This is a genomic window from Shinella yambaruensis (assembly GCF_022899355.1).
GTDB lineage: Bacteria > Pseudomonadota > Alphaproteobacteria > Rhizobiales > Rhizobiaceae > Shinella > Shinella yambaruensis.
Map to the genome: position 1 here is coordinate 1 of NZ_JALJCK010000001.1, position 17,843 is coordinate 17,843.

The 17,843-nt window shown below is 64.9% G+C and carries 18 protein-coding genes and 1 pseudogene; 16 read left to right on the forward strand and 3 right to left on the reverse strand.

Translation table 11 applies throughout. The features are described from left to right. A pseudogene (locus MUU56_RS00005) lies at positions 1-229 on the reverse strand (IS110 family transposase); the annotation flags it as partial. A gap of 337 nt (positions 230-566) precedes the next feature. Here MUU56_RS00005 and MUU56_RS00010 point away from each other — a divergent pair. The 13 genes from MUU56_RS00010 (at position 567) to MUU56_RS00070 (ending at position 12,322) form a co-directional block, all read left to right on the forward strand. Then, positions 567-875, forward strand: coding sequence for an FtsB family cell division protein (locus MUU56_RS00010; protein ID WP_244765317.1), 309 nt, complete (start codon positions 567-569; stop codon positions 873-875). Between the two features lie 149 nt (positions 876-1,024). Then, entirely contained in the window at positions 1,025-2,071 is a 1,047-nt protein-coding gene (gene pdhA, locus MUU56_RS00015) for a pyruvate dehydrogenase (acetyl-transferring) E1 component subunit alpha (RefSeq protein ID WP_244765318.1), read from the forward strand. Positions 2,072-2,088: 17 nt separating this feature from the next. Beyond that, positions 2,089-3,486, forward strand: a complete 1,398-nt coding sequence (locus MUU56_RS00020) for a pyruvate dehydrogenase complex E1 component subunit beta (RefSeq protein ID WP_244765319.1) — start codon at positions 2,089-2,091, stop codon at positions 3,484-3,486. A 15-nt stretch (positions 3,487-3,501) separates the two neighbouring features. After that, positions 3,502-4,860: a pyruvate dehydrogenase complex dihydrolipoamide acetyltransferase gene (locus MUU56_RS00025; RefSeq protein ID WP_244765320.1), complete on the forward strand. Its 1,359-nt coding sequence runs from the start codon at positions 3,502-3,504 to the stop codon at positions 4,858-4,860. Between the two features lie 80 nt (positions 4,861-4,940). Continuing rightward, positions 4,941-5,381 carry an endonuclease domain-containing protein gene (locus tag MUU56_RS00030; RefSeq protein WP_244765321.1) on the forward strand — a complete coding sequence of 147 codons (441 nt, stop codon included), beginning with the start codon at positions 4,941-4,943 and terminating at the stop codon, positions 5,379-5,381. Beyond that, on the forward strand, positions 5,378-6,019 hold the full coding sequence (locus MUU56_RS00035) for an SGNH/GDSL hydrolase family protein (protein WP_244765322.1): 642 nt from the start codon (positions 5,378-5,380) through the stop codon (positions 6,017-6,019). The genes MUU56_RS00030 and MUU56_RS00035 overlap by 4 nt, the downstream gene beginning before the upstream one ends. Before the next feature lie 66 nt (positions 6,020-6,085). Beyond that, on the forward strand, positions 6,086-6,346 hold the full coding sequence (locus MUU56_RS00040; RefSeq protein ID WP_244765323.1) for an HP1242/YdcH family protein: 261 nt from the start codon (positions 6,086-6,088) through the stop codon (positions 6,344-6,346). An 88-nt stretch (positions 6,347-6,434) separates the two neighbouring features. Continuing rightward, positions 6,435-7,880 (forward strand): dihydrolipoyl dehydrogenase, encoded by a 1,446-nt coding sequence (gene lpdA, locus MUU56_RS00045; protein ID WP_244765324.1) that lies wholly within the window; start codon positions 6,435-6,437, stop codon positions 7,878-7,880. A 166-nt stretch (positions 7,881-8,046) separates the two neighbouring features. Then, on the forward strand, positions 8,047-9,075 hold the full coding sequence (gene lipA, locus MUU56_RS00050; RefSeq protein ID WP_263193623.1) for a lipoyl synthase: 1,029 nt from the start codon (positions 8,047-8,049) through the stop codon (positions 9,073-9,075). Positions 9,076-9,133: 58 nt separating this feature from the next. Next, positions 9,134-10,195 (forward strand): phytanoyl-CoA dioxygenase family protein, encoded by a 1,062-nt coding sequence (locus MUU56_RS00055; RefSeq protein WP_244765326.1) that lies wholly within the window; start codon positions 9,134-9,136, stop codon positions 10,193-10,195. Between the two features lie 180 nt (positions 10,196-10,375). Then, positions 10,376-10,942, forward strand: coding sequence for a P-loop NTPase family protein (locus MUU56_RS00060; protein WP_244765327.1), 567 nt, complete (start codon positions 10,376-10,378; stop codon positions 10,940-10,942). Positions 10,943-10,951: 9 nt separating this feature from the next. Beyond that, positions 10,952-11,401, forward strand: a complete 450-nt coding sequence (locus MUU56_RS00065; RefSeq protein ID WP_244765328.1) for a type II toxin-antitoxin system RatA family toxin — start codon at positions 10,952-10,954, stop codon at positions 11,399-11,401. A gap of 81 nt (positions 11,402-11,482) precedes the next feature. After that, the gene (locus tag MUU56_RS00070; RefSeq protein WP_244765329.1) at positions 11,483-12,322 is read left to right on the forward strand and encodes a hypothetical protein; all 840 of its coding nucleotides are present in this window, start codon (positions 11,483-11,485) and stop codon (positions 12,320-12,322) included. Position 12,323: 1 nt separating this feature from the next. Here MUU56_RS00070 and MUU56_RS00075 read toward each other — a convergent pair whose 3' ends face one another. Next, entirely contained in the window at positions 12,324-12,827 is a 504-nt protein-coding gene (locus MUU56_RS00075) for a CinA family protein (protein WP_244765330.1), read from the reverse strand. After that, positions 12,824-14,035, reverse strand: a complete 1,212-nt coding sequence (locus tag MUU56_RS00080) for a bifunctional 2-C-methyl-D-erythritol 4-phosphate cytidylyltransferase/2-C-methyl-D-erythritol 2,4-cyclodiphosphate synthase (RefSeq protein WP_244765331.1) — start codon at positions 14,033-14,035, stop codon at positions 12,824-12,826. The genes MUU56_RS00075 and MUU56_RS00080 overlap by 4 nt, the downstream gene beginning before the upstream one ends. Positions 14,036-14,181: 146 nt before the next feature. Between MUU56_RS00080 and dusB the strand changes: the two genes are divergently transcribed. The 3 genes from dusB to ntrC are packed head-to-tail and all read left to right on the forward strand — an operon-like array spanning position 14,182 to position 17,806. After that, complete coding sequence (gene dusB / locus MUU56_RS00085; RefSeq protein WP_244765332.1) at positions 14,182-15,207, forward strand: tRNA dihydrouridine synthase DusB; 1,026 nt, start codon at positions 14,182-14,184, stop codon at positions 15,205-15,207. Next, on the forward strand, positions 15,204-16,352 hold the full coding sequence (locus tag MUU56_RS00090; RefSeq protein WP_244765333.1) for a two-component system sensor histidine kinase NtrB: 1,149 nt from the start codon (positions 15,204-15,206) through the stop codon (positions 16,350-16,352). The genes dusB and MUU56_RS00090 overlap by 4 nt, the downstream gene beginning before the upstream one ends. Further along, on the forward strand, positions 16,352-17,806 hold the full coding sequence (ntrC, locus tag MUU56_RS00095; RefSeq protein WP_244765334.1) for a nitrogen regulation protein NR(I): 1,455 nt from the start codon (positions 16,352-16,354) through the stop codon (positions 17,804-17,806). Before MUU56_RS00090 ends, ntrC begins: the two co-directional genes overlap by 1 nt. Positions 17,807-17,843: the final 37 nt, after the last annotated feature.

The following is a 17,843-nucleotide window of genomic DNA, read 5'->3' on the forward strand; positions in this document are numbered from 1 at the left end:
CGCGGGCAAAGGCGATGCCGGCCTGCGAAAGACACAGGCGCAGCAGCCGGTCGCAATGACCTGTCGCCTCGAAGACGGCCAGGTCGGTGGCCGGGTCGAGACCGCGGGCAAAAGCGGACAGCGCGGTCTGCTCGTTGGGGATGCGGCAGAACCTGGCCGTTCTCGGATCGAAGATGTCGATCATGTCCTTGCCGATGTCGCAGCCGATGAAGGTATGGTGTATCGTCATGGCGCCTGCTCCTGTGTGCGGGGTCTGTGGCGACAGCCCCGTGCAACTGTTCAGGTTGATGGGCGAAGCGGGAAGGGACCAAGCCACGCCGCGGCCTGCCGTCACAAACGGCGGCCTGGATCCTCTCGGCCTCCTTCCCGCAACCATCTTACATCAGACCAAACACACAGGATCCTCGGGTCAAGCCCGAGGATGACGGAGTATTGGGAGCGAGTTTGTCATCAAGCTGAACGCATCGGCAGATGCGGTTTTTTCCTTGCCCGTCGATCATGGTCAATGGTCGGTTAACCGCTTGCCGCTAGTGTCGAACCCGTATTGCGTATCGGGGCTGCCTTGCATGTGGACCAAACACCATAAGAAGCGAAAATTCGGCCGGCTGGCTCTGCCGGTAATTACAGTCGCATTCCTCTCCTACTTCGGCTATCATTCCGTCCATGGCGACTTCGGTCTCAGGGGGATGGAGGAGTTCGAACGGCAGAGAGTGACGCGCCAGGCGCGTCTGGACGTCCTCGTGCGGCAGCGCCAGACCCTGGAAAAAGAGGTGGCCCTGATGAGCGACGGCTCGCTCGAGCGCGACATGCTCGACGAAAAGGCACGCTCCTATCTCAACATGTCCAGAGCCGACGAAATCGTGATTTTCCACTGAGAAAGTCGATTAACCGAAATCTGGTTAATCGTAAATCTGCCTTACTAATCAGTGGTTTGCAAAGAATATAAGCCATGCATTTATGGCATTGCTGAGGCGGGCTTTCTCCCCTATGGTTTCCTTCAAGAGGCAAACATAGGGAGGAACGAATGGCTCCGCGTAAAACCGCGTCCACGTCCAGCCGCAAAACCGCGGCAAAGCCTGCAAAGAAAGACTTCACCGGCGGCACGATTGCCGAATTCTCCAAGGAAGACGATCTTCATGCCTACCGCGAGATGCTGCTGATCCGGCGTTTCGAGGAAAAGGCCGGCCAGCTCTATGGCATGGGCTTCATCGGCGGCTTCTGTCACCTATACATCGGCCAGGAAGCGGTCGTCGTCGGCATGCAGCTGGCGCTGAAGGAGGGTGACCAGGTCATCACCGGCTATCGCGACCATGGCCACATGCTCGCTTGCGGCATGAGCGCGCGCGGCGTGATGGCGGAGCTGACCGGACGCCGCGGCGGCCTTTCCAAGGGCAAGGGCGGCTCCATGCACATGTTCTCCAAGGAGAAGCATTTCTACGGCGGCCACGGCATCGTCGGTGCGCAGGTCTCGCTCGGCACGGGCCTCGCCTTCGCGAACAAGTACCGCGGCAACGACAATGTCTCGCTCGCCTATTTCGGCGACGGCGCGGCCAACCAGGGCCAGGTCTACGAAAGCTTCAACATGGCTTCCCTCTGGAAGCTGCCGGTCATCTACATCATCGAGAACAACCGCTACGCCATGGGCACCGCCGTCTCGCGCGCCTCGGCTCAGACGGACTTCTCGCAGCGCGGCGCGTCCTTCAACATCCCGGGTTTCCAGGTCGACGGCATGGATGTGCGCGCGGTCAAGGCCGCTGCCGACGAGGCCGTCGAGCACTGCCGCTCCGGCAAGGGGCCGATCATCCTCGAAATGCAGACCTACCGCTACCGCGGCCACTCCATGTCCGACCCGGCGAAGTACCGCTCGAAGGACGAGGTGCAGAAGATGCGGTCCGAGCACGACCCGATCGAGCAGGTGCGCGCCCGCCTTCTGGAAAACAAATGGGCAAGCGAGGACGACCTCAAGCAGATCGACAAGGACGTCCGTGACATCGTCGCCGACAGCGCCGATTTCGCGCAGGCCGATCCGGAGCCGGATGCATCCGAACTCTACACCGACATCCTGCTGTAATCCGGGGAGGGACACCAATGCCAATCGAGATTCTCATGCCCGCCCTGTCTCCGACCATGGAGGAGGGCACGCTCTCCAAGTGGGTCAAGAACGAGGGTGACGCCGTCAAGTCCGGCGACGTGATCGCCGAAATCGAAACCGACAAGGCGACGATGGAAGTCGAGGCCGTCGACGAAGGCGTGATCGGCAAGATCCTGATCGCCGCCGGCACCGAGGGCGTCAAGGTGAACACGGCGATCGCCGTGCTCCTGCAGGACGGCGAGAGCGCCGATGCCATGGCTGTGCCGAAGGCTGCCGAAAAGCAGGCCGAGGCCGCCGGCCCGAAGGTGGAGGAGGCGGAAAAGCCGACCCAGCAGGGCTCCGCCGCCGCACCGGTTCCGGCGCAGCCGAAGGGCGAAGTCGCCGCCGATCCGGATATCCCGGCCGGCACCGAAATGGTATCGACCACCGTGCGCGAGGCGCTGCGCGACGCCATGGCGGAAGAGATGCGCCGCGACGAGGACGTCTTCGTCATGGGCGAGGAAGTCGCCGAATACCAGGGCGCCTACAAGGTCACGCAGGGCCTCCTGCAGGAATTCGGCGCCCGCCGCGTCATCGACACCCCGATCACCGAGCACGGCTTTGCCGGCGTCGGCGTCGGCGCGGCGATGACGGGCCTCAAGCCGATCGTCGAGTTCATGACCTTCAACTTCGCCATGCAGGCGATCGACCAGATCATCAACTCCGCCGCCAAGACGCTCTACATGTCCGGCGGCCAGATGGGCGCGCCGATCGTCTTCCGCGGCCCGAACGGCGCGGCGGCGCGCGTCGCCGCCCAGCACTCGCAGTGCTACGCCGCCTGGTACAGCCATATTCCGGGCCTCAAGGTGGTCATGCCCTACACGGCGGCCGATGCGAAGGGGCTCCTGAAGGCGGCCATCCGCGATCCGAACCCGGTCATCTTCCTCGAAAACGAAATCCTCTACGGCCAGAGCTTCGACGTGCCGAAGATGGACGATTTCGTGCTGCCGATCGGCAAGGCGCGCGTGCACAAGAAGGGCAACGACGCCACCGTCGTCTCCTTCGGCATCGGCATGACCTATGCCATCAAGGCGATCGCGGAACTGGAGAAGGACGGCATCGACGTCGAGCTGATCGACCTTCGCACCATCCGCCCGATGGACCTGCCGACGATCATCGAATCCGTCAAGAAGACCGGCCGCCTCGTCGTCGTCGAGGAGGGCTATCCGCAGTCCTCCGTCGGCACCGAGATCGCGACCCGCGTCATGCAGCAGGCCTTCGACTATCTCGATGCGCCGATCCTGACGATCGCCGGCAAGGACGTTCCGATGCCCTATGCCGCCAATCTCGAAAAGCTGGCGCTGCCGAATGTCGGCGAAGTCGTCCAGGCGGTCAAAACCGTCTGCTACAAATAAGGGGAGGGCGCCGAAATGCCGATCAACATTACGATGCCCGCCCTCTCGCCCACCATGGAGGAGGGCAACCTCGCCAAGTGGCTGGTCAAGGAAGGCGACACCGTGAAATCCGGTGACGTCATCGCCGAGATCGAGACCGACAAGGCGACGATGGAGGTCGAGGCCGTCGACGAGGGCACGGTCGCCAAGATCGTCGTTCCCGCCGGCACGGAAGGCGTGAAGGTCAACAGCCTGATCGCCATCCTTGCCGCCGATGGCGAGGATGTGAGCGCCGCCGCTGCCGGCGGCGGTTCGGCGCCCAAGGCGGACGCCAAGCCCGCCGAAGCCAAGCCGGCCGAAGCCAAGGCCGAGGCGCCGAAGGACGCGGAAAAGCCGGCTGCTGCGGCCCCGGCTGCCACCGCATCCGCAGGCCCGGCTCCGGCCAAGGACGGCAACCGCGTGTTCTCCTCGCCGCTTGCCCGCCGTCTCGCCAAGGAGGCCGGCATCGACATTTCGGCGGTTTCCGGATCCGGCCCGCACGGCCGCGTGATCAAGAGCGACGTTGAGAAGGCTGCGGCCTCCGGCGGTGCCAAGCCCGCTGCCGCCGCAGCGCCGGCTGTTGCCGCATCCGCCGCCCCGGCCGCCGCGCCGAAGGGCATGTCGGACGATGCCGTGCTGAAGCTCTTCGACGAGGGCTCCTACGAGCTCGTGCCGCATGACGGCATGCGCAAGACCATCGCCAAGCGCCTGCAGGAATCCAAGCAGACGATCCCGCACTTCTACGTGTCGGTCGACGTGGAGCTCGACGCGCTGCTGGCGCTGCGCGCCCAGCTCAACGACTCGGCGCCGCGCAGGGAAGACAAGCCGGCCTACAAGCTGTCGGTCAACGACATGGTGATCAAGGCCATGGCGCTCGCGCTGCGCGACGTGCCGGACGCCAACGTCTCGTGGACCGATACGAACATGGTCAAGCACAAGCATGCGGATGTCGGCGTCGCCGTCTCCATTCCGGGCGGCCTGATCACGCCGATCATCCGCAAGGCGGAACTGAAGACCCTGTCGGCCATCTCCAACGAGATGAAGGACCTCGGCAAGCGCGCCAAGGAACGCAAGCTGAAGCCCGAGGAGTACCAGGGCGGCACGACCGCGGTCTCCAACATGGGCATGATGGGCGTCTCGAACTTCGCCGCCGTCGTCAACCCGCCGCATGCGACGATCCTGGCGGTCGGCGCGGGCACGGAGCGGGTCGTGGTCAAGAAGGGGGAGATGGTCATCGTCAACGCGATGACGGTCACCCTCTCCACCGACCACCGCTGCGTCGATGGGGCGCTCGGCGCCGAGCTGCTCGGGGCCTTCAAGCGCTATATCGAGAACCCGATGGGGATGCTCGTCTGAGACGCTTTCCCTCCCCCTTGCGGGGAGGGTGTCCGCGCAGCGGACGGGTGGGGGTGCCGATTGGGGCAGGAACGGTGAACATGGTCTGGAATCGCGAAAAATCGAATCCGCCCAGTCGTGAAGCGGCGATGAACGCGCCGCGCCTTCGCCGCTCGATGACGGATGCGGAACGCCGCCTTTGGGCCGCGCTTCGCAAGGAATTGCCGGGCATTCCGGGAACTCATTTCCGTCGACAAGTGCCAATCGGTCGTTACGTCGCGGATTTCGTATGTCTGGGCAGGAGGCTCGTTATCGAGGTCGACGGTGAAATCCATGCCGATGCGGGACGGAAAAGACGAGATGTCGAGCGGGAGGCTTATCTTCGTGAACAGAATTTTCGCGTCATTCGTTTCCAGAACCGTGAAGTGATGCTGGATATGATGTCTGTCCTTGGAAGGATCGCCATGGAACTCCGCGGAACCACCCCCAACCCTGACCCCTCCCCGCAGGGGGGAGGGGAATATTCCGGGGGGATGCTGTGAAAACCATTCTCTGCTACGGCGACAGCCTGACCTGGGGCTACAATGCGGAAACGCTCGACCGGCACGCCTTCGAGGATCGCTGGCCGAGCGTGCTCGCCAAGGCCCTCGGGCCTGGTGTCGCCGTGATCGCGGAGGGCCTCAACGGCCGCACCACCGCCTATGACGACCATCTGGCGGATTGCGACCGCAACGGTGCGCGCATCCTGCCGACGATCCTGCACAGCCACGACCCGATCGACCTCGTGATCCTGTTTCTCGGCGCCAACGACATGAAGCCTGCCATCTGCGGCACGGCCTTCGGTGCGGTGCAGGGCATGGAGCGGCTGGTGGAGCTGGTGCGCCACCACGCCTGGTCGTTCGACGCGGCGGAAGGGCCGGAGGTGCTGATCGTCTCGCCGCCGCCGCTCTGCGAAACGGCGAACACCGCCTTCGCGGCCATGTTCGCCGGCGGCGTGGAGCAATCGGCGATGCTGGCGACGCTCTATGCGGACCTGGCGGATGAGCGCGGCTGCGGCTTTTTCGATGCGGGCTCGGTGGCCGAGACGACGCCGCTCGACGGCGTGCATCTCGACGCGCGGAACACGCGGGCGATCGGCAAGGGGCTGGAACCGGTCGCGCGCATGATGCTCGGGCTTTGACCGGGATCAAGGAGGGAAGGCGCGGGCGCGCTAGGCTGTCACCATCATCAGAAGAAGGAGATGGACATGCCGAACACCCCGCACCAACTGGCAGAGGAATTTCCGGAGCATCTGGCCAAGATCCGCCACCTGCGCGAGGTCGATGGCCACTTCCACCGGATTTCCGAGGAATACCAGGCGGTGAATCTCGCGATCCACCGCGCCGAGACGGATATCGAGCCCGTCGCCGACGTCCACATGGCCGACATGCGGAAGGCGCGGATGCGGCTCAAGGATGAAATCTACGGGATGCTGACGCGGCCGGAAAAGGTCGAAGAGCTTCCCTGAGGGGCGGAGTGCTTCCGCTCCTCGTCAAGGCCGCGGCGGCGTCAGCCGACCGCGGGCGCAGAAGAACAACAGAGGAGTGGAAGCGCTCATGTCGAATGCCTACGACGTCATCGTTATCGGTTCGGGTCCGGGCGGGTACATCGCCGCGATCCGCGCGGCGCAATTGGGCCTGAAGACGGCCATCGTCGAGCGCGAGCATCTCGCCGGCATCTGCTCCAACTGGGGCTGCATCCCGACCAAGGCGCTGCTGCGCTCGGCCGAGATCTTCCACTATGCCCAGCATCCGGGCGATTACGGCGTGAAGATCGAGGGCACGGTGACGCCGGACCTGAAGGCGATCGTCGCCCGCTCGCGCGGCATCGCAAGCCGCATGAACGGCGGCGTCGGCTTCCTGATGAAGAAGAACAAGGTCGACATCATCTGGGGCGAGGCCAAGATCACCAAGCCCGGCGAGATCGTCGTCTCCAAGACGAGCAAGGCGATCCAGCAGCCGCAGGCGCCGCTGCCGAAGAACGTCCTGCCCGAGGGCACCTACAAGGCCAAGCATATCGTGATTGCCACCGGCGCCCGCCCGCGCGCGCTGCCGGGCATCGAGCCGGACGGCAAGCTGATCTGGACCTATTTCGAGGCGATGAAGCCTGAGGAAATGCCGAAGTCGCTGCTCGTCATGGGCTCGGGCGCCATCGGCATCGAGTTCGCCTCCTTCTACCGCACGCTCGGCGTCGACGTGACGGTGGTCGAGGTGATGAAGACGGTGATGCCGGTCGAGGATGCGGAAATCTCGGCGCTCGCCAAGAAGCAGTTCGAGAAGCAGGGCATGAAGATCCATCTGGAGGCCAAGGTCGCCAAGGTGGAGAAGGGCGCCAACTCTGTCACCGCCCATGTCGAGATGAAGGATGGCAAGGTCGAGAAGATCACCGCCGACCGCATGATCTCGGCCGTCGGCGTGCAGGCGAACATCGAGAATATCGGCCTCGAGGCGCTCGGCGTGAAGACCGACCGCGGCTTCATCGCCATCGACGGCTACGGCAAGACGAACGTGCCGGGCATCTATGCGATCGGCGACGTCGCAGGTCCGCCGATGCTCGCCCACAAGGCCGAGCACGAGGCCGTCATCTGCATCGAGAAGATCGCCGGCCTGCCGAACGTGCATCCGATGGACAAGGCGAAGATCCCGGGCTGCACCTATTGCCATCCGCAGGTCGCCTCCGTGGGCCTGACGGAAGCGAAGGCCAAGGAGCAGGGCCGCGACATCCGCGTCGGCCACTTCCCCTTCGTCGCCAACGGCAAGGCGATCGCGCTCGGCGAGGACCAGGGCCTCGTCAAGACGATCTTCGACAAGAAGACGGGCGAACTTCTGGGTGCTCACCTCGTCGGGGCGGAAGTGACCGAGCTCATCCAGGGCTTCGTCATCGCCATGAACCTGGAGACGACCGAGGAGGAGCTGATGCACACGATCTTCCCGCATCCGACCATTTCGGAAACGCTGAAGGAAAGCGTGCTCGATGCCTATGGGCGTGCACTGAACGCTTGAACGTGCTAAAGCCCGCCTCCACATGAGGCGGGCTCAGACTCTCGGAAAAATGCCGCGAACCTCTCTTTCGTCATGGTCGGGCTTGACCCGACCATCCATAAGCGTCGGAGGGGCGGGGCGAGGTTTGACAGCAGCCCGAGCCTGCCGCAGATAAGGCTGGCTCGAAATTTCGGGTCCGCAAGACAGGCGCAGAAGCCTGCTAGAAAGTGGAATCGACATGGTCACCATTCTCGACCGCACCAATCTTGATCCCAACGCTCCGCGGGTGCGCCATCCGGAAAAGGCCCATCGGCCGGATACGGAAGTGCTGCGCAAGCCGGAATGGATCCGCGTCAAGGCGCCGGTCTCCAAGGGCTACCAGGAAACGCGCGACCTCGTGCGCTCGCACAAGCTGGTGACGGTGTGCGAGGAGGCGGGCTGCCCGAATATCGGCGAGTGCTGGGACAAGAAGCACGCGACCTTCATGATCATGGGCGAGATCTGTACCCGCGCCTGCGCCTTCTGCAACGTGGCGACGGGCAAGCCGAATGCACTCGACCAGGACGAACCGGAAAACGTCGCCAAGGCCGTCCGGCAGATGGGCCTGTCGCATGTCGTCATCACCTCGGTCGACCGCGACGACCTTGCCGATGGCGGCGCGGAGCACTTCGAGAAGGTGATCTGGGCGATCCGCGCGGCTTCCCCCGCGACGACGATCGAGATCCTGACGCCGGACTTCCTCAAGAAGCCCGGCGCATTGGAGCGCGTCGTCGCGGCCAAGCCGGACGTCTTCAACCACAACATGGAGACCGTGCCGGGCAACTATCTCACGGTGCGCCCCGGCGCGCGCTACTTCCATTCCGTGCGCCTCTTGCAGCGCGTGAAGGAACTGGACCCGACCATGTTCACCAAGTCGGGCATCATGGTGGGCCTCGGCGAGGAGCGCAACGAGGTGCTCCAGCTGATGGACGACCTCAGGACCGCCGATGTGGACTTCCTGACCATCGGCCAGTACCTGCAGCCGACCCGCAAGCACCACAAGGTCGACCGCTTCGTGACGCCGGAGGAGTTCAAGTCCTATGAGACGGTCGCCTATACCAAAGGCTTCCTGATGGTCTCCTCCAGCCCGCTGACCCGCTCCTCGCACCATGCCGGCGACGACTTCGCCCGGCTGAGGGCTGCGCGAGAAAGAAAGCTCTCCATCGCCGCCGAGTAAAAGTCCTTGGCCAGCACGATCCGGCTGCTACATTGCCGCTTTGACCGTGGAGGATCGGATGAGCGAAGGCAGCGTTCTCGCCAGGATCAGGAATATCCTCCTGGCGCCCATTCACGCTTTGCAGATCCTTTCGGGAAACAAGGAGTTCCGCAACCCGATCCTCGGAAGCGAGCGACTGAACCGCAAGGGCCTTCACGTCTGGCGGGTGAAAACCGCCGCCAGAATTGCGGGCTGGCGCCGAAAGCGGCTTCGCCATCTCGTCACGAAGGACGAACGATCCTTCTTCGCGGCCAATGGCTTCATCGAGCGCCGTAACCTCTTGTCGGACGAGGACTTCAAGGCGTTGGTCCGCGAGGTCGAGTCCCTTGAGGCGCCCGCACGCGAAATGCGCGAGGGCCGCGCCGTCACCCGCCGTATCCCCCTGACCCCGGATGTCCTGGCGAAAAACCCCGCGATAAAGGCATTCCTAAACAGTGAACGATGGACCGGCCCGATCCGTTATGTCGGCGGGTTTAATGTCGAACCGGTGCTGAGCATCCAGACTATTTTCGGCACGCCTTCGCAGGGCGCCGGCGAGATGGATCCCCAGACCGACCTGCATACCGACACGTTCCATTCCACCGCAAAGGCCTGGTATTTCCTCTACGATGTGCCGGCAGACGAGGGGCCTTTCACCTATGTCGCGGGCTCGCACAAGCTGACGCGGCGCCGGCTTGCGTGGCAGAAGCGGATGAGCATTCTGGGGTCGCGCGGATGGACCGGCGGTTCCTTCCGTATCCCGCTGTCAGCGGTGAAGCGCCTCCATCTGCCCATGCCGACGAAATTCGCGGTGCCGGCCAATACGCTCGTCGTCGGCGATACATTCGGGTTCCATGCCCGGGGCTATTCCGCGCGCAGTTCCGTTCGGGTGGAATTCTACGCATCGCAAAGGCCGAATCCGTTCCTGCCCTTCGTCAATCTCGATGTCGCCCACATTCCCTTCGTACGCGGACGCAAGGAGGTGATCGGGTGGTATCTGGAGGATTGGCTTGTGCGCCTCGGTTTGCAGCGTGAGATATGGCGACCGATCGGCCAGGCCCGTCCGCGGCCTGACATTCCTTCGAACCACACGCCATCTTGATCTTGCCACTCGCTGCGTCTAGAGCGTTTCCGCTTTTCTTCGAATCGCGAAAACGCTCTATCTGTTTGTTTCAACGCATTTCCGGACGGAAAACCGCTTCGCACTTTTCCTGGAAATGCTCTAACGCCGTGCGGCACGGATTGCCAACCCGCCGACGGCCGGATGTCCATGAGAAAACCCATGACTGTTTCGATCACGATCGGGGAGGCCGCTGAGCGGCTGACGGCGGCGAACCGCGTGCTGGTGATCGGTTGCTCGGGCAGCGGGAAGAGCACGCTGGCGCGAAAACTCGGCGAGCGGCTGGGTTTGCCCTATGTCTCGATGGACCGCGAGATCTTCTGGCTGCCGGGCTGGACGGTGCGGCCCCGCGCGGAGGCCCTGGCGCGCCTGCAGGCGATCGTGGAGCAGGAGCGCTGGATCATCGACGGCACCAGCCCAGGCACCTTGCCGGTGCGCCTGCCGCGCACGCATCTCGTCCTCTGGCTTCGCCCGCCGCGCTGGACGTCGCTTTACGGCGTGCTCTCGCGCTGGCTGAAATTCCGCGGCCGGTCGCGGCCGGAGATGGCCGATGGTTGCCCGGAGCGGATGACGCGCGAATTCCTGACCTATATCTGGAACTTCGAGAAGACGGAGAGCCCGGAAATCGAGGAGAAGCTTGCGGCATATGGACCGGATGTGCCGGTTTGCGTGTTGAAATCCAAGGCGGAGAACCGCCGGCTACTTGCCATCCTCGCGCGGCAATATTAGCTCTCGGCCATGCCTCAGTTCGAAACCCGCCGTCCGGTCCCCCACACGCCAGAACAGATGTACGACCTCGTCGCCGATGTCGAGCGCTACCCGGAGTTCCTGCCGCTCTGCGAGGCGCTGACCGTGCGTTCGCGCAAGGAGCGCGACGGCAAGGAGCTCCTGGTCGCCGACATGACCGTCGGCTACAAGGCGATCCGCGAGACCTTCACCACCCAGGTCCTCCTCAACCGCGCCGAGCGGGCGATCGACGTCAAATATATCGACGGGCCGTTCCGCTATCTCGACAACCGCTGGCGCTTCGAGGCGGCGCCGGGCGGCGGTTGCTCCGTACACTTCTTCATCGACTACGAATTCAAGAGCCGCATTCTCGGCGCGCTGATGGGCTCGATGTTCGATCGCGCCTTCCGCATGTTCACCGACGCCTTCGAGAAACGCGCCGCGACGATCTACGGCAGCTGAACAAAACGGCGCGACCATCCGTCATTCACCCGAGGATCAACGGCCGGGAGGCGGACGATGGGTGCTGTGACGATAGGGCGCTTGCGCATTCTTGTGCTGGCTTCTTCGATATTCGCGGCGCATGGCGCATCCGCGGAGCCCGACCTGACGCTGTTGCGCAAGGCGGGAAGCTATGTGCTGCTGCTCGATGCCGACAAACGCCCGATCGCCGGCAACTACTGGCTCTCCGAAGGGCTGAAGGTGAGCACGCGTTCGCGCAGTCCCGGCGCCTATCCCGAGCCGCTTCGTTACAGCGACCAGGATTTTCCGCCCGGCCGCGTCGCCAACATGTATCTGTTCCTCAACGGGAAGGAGACGGTGACGCCGGACATCAGGGCCGTGCCCGTCGGCGAGACGGCGACGGTGACGCGCAGGTTCGAGCCGCTGGGGCAACTGGCGGGCAAGGTCGAGGCGCGAAGCCTCACCTACACGCTCACCACCGTCGCGGTCATCTCCGAGGCGATGGCGGGCGCAAAACTCCTCAGCCGGATCTACGAGATCGCGCCGGTGGATCCGGCGAACAAGGAGATGGACTGGGGACGACGGGTCTATATCGAGACCCTCGACCTCGACATTTCCCGCGAGCAGGCGGCGCGCGTCGCCGACATCGAGACCGGCAAGGCCGGCAGCACGGGGGATTTCGAGGGCATCTATGCCAGCCGCGTGCTTGCGGGCGACGACTATGCCGCATGCATGGCGGAGAAGCGCGCCGGCAAGGAATATCAGGATGCCGTTCGCCGCGAGCACGAGACGAACGATGCCTGGATGGCCAAGGAATACCTGGCGACGGGCGTTCCCTGGTGGGAGCAGGACGACGCGGCGGTCCGCATGGAGGCCTTGCTCGACGTCACCGGGCTCTGTCTGCCCGGAGCGGCGAAATAGCTCAGTCCGCTTCCGACAGTTCGATCAGCATTTCGAGCGCCGTGCGCACCGTCGCAAGGCGCACGGCGCTGCGGCCGATATCGCCGTAGCGCATTTCGCGGTGCAGCGTTTCATGCCCCCTGCGGGCCGCGGCGAGGTGGACGAGGCCGACCGGCTTTTCCTCCGAACCGCCGCCAGGCCCGGCGATGCCCGTCACGGCAACCGAGATGTTCGCGGCGGAATTGCCGATGGCGCCTTCGGCCATCTCGATGGCGGTCGGGCGGGAGACGGCGCCGTGCGCCTTCAGCGTCGCATTGGCGACGCCGATCATCTCCCGCTTCGCTTCGTTGGAATAGGTGACGAAGCCCCGGTCGAAGACGCTCGACGAGCCCGATATCTCGGTGATCGCGCCGGCGATGAGGCCGGCGGTGCAGGATTCGGCGGTGGCGATCAACAGGCCGCGCTCCGTGAAATCGGCGACGATTTTTCGTGCGGTGTCTTCGATGTCATTTGGCCAGAGGCTCATGCGTCGGTTCCCCCGTAGACGACGGTGGCGGTGGCGATGGCGGCGATGCCCTCGCGGCGGCCGATGAAGCCGATCTTCTCGTTGGTCGTCGCCTTGACCGAGCAGCGGTCGATGGAGATGCCGAGGAAATCGGCAAGGTTGCGGCGCATCGCCTCGCGGTGCGGGCCGACCTTGGGCGCCTCGGCGATCAGCGAGACGTCGGCGTTCATGATCGTGCCGCCCTTCGCGCGCACGATGCCGGCGGCGTGTTCGAGGAAGATGCGCGAGGCCGCGCCCTTCCATTGCGGATCGGAGGGCGGGAAATGATCGCCGATATCGCCGGCCCCGCAGGTGGCGAGCAGCGCGTCCGTCAGCGCATGCAGCGCGACGTCGGCGTCGGAATGGCCGGAGAGCGCCTGGTCGTGCGCGATGAAGAGGCCGCAGAGCGTGACGCCGTCGCCTTCGACGAGCTGGTGCACGTCATAGCCGTTGCCGGTGCGAACGTCCGGCAGGCCGTGGGAAAGGCGCTGGTCGGCCATGGCGATATCCTTCTGCAGGGTGAGCTTGACGTTGCCGGCGCTGCCTTCGACGAGATGCACGCGCACGCCCGCCCATTCGGCGATCGAGGCGTCGTCGGTGAAATCCGTGCGGCCGGAGGCGCTGGCGCGGCGGTGGGCCTCCAGGATGGTGGCGAGGTGAAAGGATTGCGGCGTCTGGGCGGCGAAGAGCCCGGAACGCGAGACGGTCTCGGCGACATTGCCGTTGGCGTCCGCCCGCTTCAGCGTGTCGGCCACCGCGACGGCCGGCAGCACGGCGCGGGCGCCGTGCTGGAAGGCGGCGAGGGTGCGCTCCAGGATGGCGGGCTCGACGAAGGGGCGCACCGCATCCTGGATGAGGACGTGGCTGACCGCGTCGGCCGGAAGGGCTTCCAGGCCGGCCAGCACGGACTGCTGGCGCGTCGGGCCGCCATGGACGACGGTGAGGCGCTCCCCGGCGGGAAGGGCGGCGGCGCGGGCCGTTTCGAACAGGGCCGCGTCATCGGGGTGTATCACGATCACGATATGCCGGGCGTGCGGCCAATTGACAAAGAGATCGAGCGTATGGGAGATGACCGGCCTTCCGCCGATGCGCCGATACTGCTTGGGGCCTTCGGCATGGCTGCCGGCCCGTTCGCCTCGCCCGGCGGCGACGATCACCACGCCGCAGGATAGCGCATTTTCCGCCAGCATTTCGGTCTCGCACCTCCCGGTTCAAAGCGTTTTGAGGTGGTTTAGCCGGAAGGATGGCGCAATTCCAGCGTCCTTTGGAAAATTGCGGCGGCATGTGATTGCGGCTTGGCAAGAACGACAAGAATGGCTAAAAATAGTGCACAGACATGATTTGCTTGAAAGATGAGCACTTGACGATCCCCTCCCTGTCAGCGCCGCTCGATGTCGGCGGCCGGAGCCTTCGCAACCGGGTGGTTCTGGCGCCGATGTCCGGCGTCACGGACCTGCCGTTCCGCGATCTCGCCTGGCGTTTCGGCGCGGGGCTGGTGGTGACGGAGATGGTGGCGAGCCGCGAGCTGGCGCTGAACGCGCGGGAAAGCTGGTCGCGCATCCGCAATTGCGGCATCCGGCCCCACATGGTGCAGCTTGCCGGCCGCGAGGCGCACTGGATGGCCGAGGCGGCGAGGATCGCCGAAGGCGAGGGCGCCGACATCATCGACATCAACATGGGCTGCCCCGCCAAGAAGGTGATCGGCGGCTATTCCGGCTCGGCGCTGATGCGCGATCCCGACCATGCGCTCGGCCTGATCGAGGCGACCGTCAAGACGGTGAAGGTGCCGGTGACGGTGAAGATGCGGCTCGGCTGGGATCATGGCTCGATCAATGCGCCGCATATCGCGGCCCGCGCCGAGGCGGCGGGAGCGGCGATGATCACCGTGCACGGGCGCACGCGCATGCAGTTCTACGAGGGCAGGGCCGATTGGGACGCGATCCGCGCGGTGCGCGACGTGCTCTCCATTCCGCTGGTGGCCAACGGCGATGTCGATACCGCGCAGGATGCCGAGGACATCCTGCGGCGCTCCGGCGCCGATGCGGTGATGGTCGGGCGCTCGGCGCAGGGCCGGCCGTGGCATCCGGCGGTGCTGGCCGGCGCCTGCGCGCATCCCTCGACGGCGGAGATCGCCGTCCTCGCGGTGGAGCACTATCGCATGATGCTCGATTTCTACGGTGCCGAGGCGGGGCTGCGCCATGCGCGAAAACATCTCGGCTGGTATCTTGAGCGTTTCGCTCCCGGTTTCACCGGCCCGGCCAAGGCCGAGCTCATGACGGCACGCGACAGCGATTTCGTTGCCGACAGATTGGCCGAGGCGCTGCTCGCCGGCGCGGTGCCGGCATTCGGAGAAGCGGCATGACAGGCAAGCCGGTCGACCCCAATGTCGCGAAGGCGCCGGACCTGGCGCTCGCCGTGCTCAACGCCATCCAGAACCCGGTCATCCTCGTCGATGCGGGCGGGCTGATCGCCTTTGCCAACTGGGAGGCGGAATCCTTCTTCGGGGCAAGCGCAGGCTATCTCGCCCGGCACGACATTTCCACCTTCATTCCCTTCGGCAGCCCGCTCCTGACGCTGATCGACCAGGTGCGCGAGCGCAAGGCGCCGGTCAGCGAATACCGCGTGGACTTGAGTTCGCCGCGGCTCGGCGCGGAAAAGCTCGTCGATATCTACGTTGCGCCCGTGACGACCGAGCCGGGTTCGGTGGTGGTCGTCATCCAGGAACGCTCGATGGCGGACAAGATCGACCGGCAGCTCACCCATCGCGGTGCGGCCCGCTCGGTGACGGGGCTCGCCTCCATGCTGGCGCACGAGATCAAGAACCCGCTGTCGGGCATCCGCGGCGCCGCACAGCTTCTCGAAACGTCCGTCGGCGACGAGGATCGGGCACTGACGCGGCTCATCTGCGACGAGACGGACCGCATCGTCTCGCTGGTCGATCGCATGGAGGTGTTTTCCGACGAGCGGCCGGTCGACCGCGTGCCGCTCAACATCCACTCCGTGCTCGACCATGTGAAGATCGTCGCCAAGGCGGGTTTTGCGCGCAACATCAAGATCACCGAGCTCTACGACCCGTCGCTGCCGCCGGTCTTCGCCAATCGCGACCAGCTGGTGCAGGTGTTCCTCAACCTCATCAAGAACGCCTCCGAGGCGATCGGCGACCGGCCGGACGGCGAAATCCAGCTGACGACCGCCTACCGCCCGGGCATCCGCCTCTCCGTCGCCGGCACGCGGGAGAAGATTTCGCTGCCGCTGGAATTCTGCGTGCACGACAACGGGCCGGGCGTGCCGGCGGATCTCCTGCCGCACCTGTTCGATCCCTTCATCACCACCAAGACCAACGGGTCGGGCCTCGGCCTTGCGCTGGTGGCGAAGATCATAGGCGGACATGGCGGCATCGTCGAATGCGACAGCCAGGGCTCCCGGACCACCTTCCGCGTGCTGATGCCGGCCTCCCGCGGCGTCAGCGAAGACGACGACTTTCCCAAGACCAAAGGACATGATTGATGACAGGCGCCACAGTCCTCGTTGCCGATGACGATGCCGCGATCCGCACGGTTCTCAACCAGGCTCTCAGCCGCGCGGGCTATGACGTGCGCATCACCTCCAATGCGGCGACGCTGTGGCGCTGGATCGCCGCCGGCGAGGGCGACATCGTCGTCACCGACGTGGTGATGCCGGACGAGAACGCCTTCGACCTGCTGCCGCGCATCAAGAAGGCGCGGCCGGACCTGCCGGTGCTCGTGATGAGCGCGCAGAACACCTTCATGACGGCGATCAAGGCCTCGGAAAAGGGCGCCTACGACTATCTGCCGAAACCCTTCGACCTCACCGAGCTGATCGCGATCATCGGCCGCGCGCTGTCCGAGCCGAAGCGCAAGCCGGCCCGGCTCGACGACGACACGCAGGACGGCATGCCGCTCGTCGGTCGCTCGGCGGCGATGCAGGAGATCTACCGCGTGCTCGCCCGGCTGATGCAGACGGACCTGACGCTGATGATCACCGGCGAATCGGGCACCGGCAAGGAGCTGGTCGCCCGCGCGCTGCACGACTACGGCAAGCGCCGCAACGGCCCCTTCGTCGCCATCAACATGGCGGCGATCCCGCGCGACCTCATCGAATCGGAGCTCTTCGGCCATGAGAAGGGTGCCTTCACCGGGGCGCAGAACCGCTCCACCGGCCGTTTCGAACAGGCGGAGGGCGGCACGCTGTTCCTTGACGAGATCGGCGACATGCCGATGGACGCCCAGACCCGGCTTCTGCGCGTGCTCCAGCAGGGGGAATATACCACCGTCGGCGGCCGCACGCCGATCCGCACCGACGTGCGCATCGTCGCGGCGACCAACAAGGATCTGAAACAGTCGATAAATCAAGGGCTTTTCCGGGAAGACCTCTACTATCGCCTTAATGTCGTGCCGCTGCGCCTGCCGCCGCTGCGCGACCGGGCGGAGGACATTCCGGACCTCGTGCGCCATTTCGTGCAGCAGGCGGAAAAGGAAGGGCTCGACGCCAAGCGCTTCGACCAGGAGGCGCTGGAGCTGATGAAGGCGCATCCCTGGCCGGGCAATGTGCGCGAGCTGGAAAACGTCGTGCGCCGGCTCACCGCGCTCTATCCGCAGGACGTCATCACCCGCGAGATCATCGAGACGGAGCTGCGCGCCGATATCCCGGACAGTCCGATCGAAAAGACCGCGGTGCGCAGCGGCTCGCTCTCCATCTCCCAGGCGGTGGAGGAGAACATGCGGCAGTATTTCGCCAGCTTCGGCGACGGCCTGCCGCCGACCGGGCTCTACGACCGCGTGCTCGCCGAGGTGGAGTACCCGCTGATCCTCGCCGCGCTCACAGCCACCCGCGGCAACCAGATCAAGGCGGCCGACCTGCTCGGCCTCAACCGCAACACGCTGCGCAAGAAAATTCGCGAACTGGGTGTATCTGTGTACAGAAGTTCGCGCTCTGCTTGACTTGATGGCCGCAGGCGTTGCATTTTGGCCACAATCT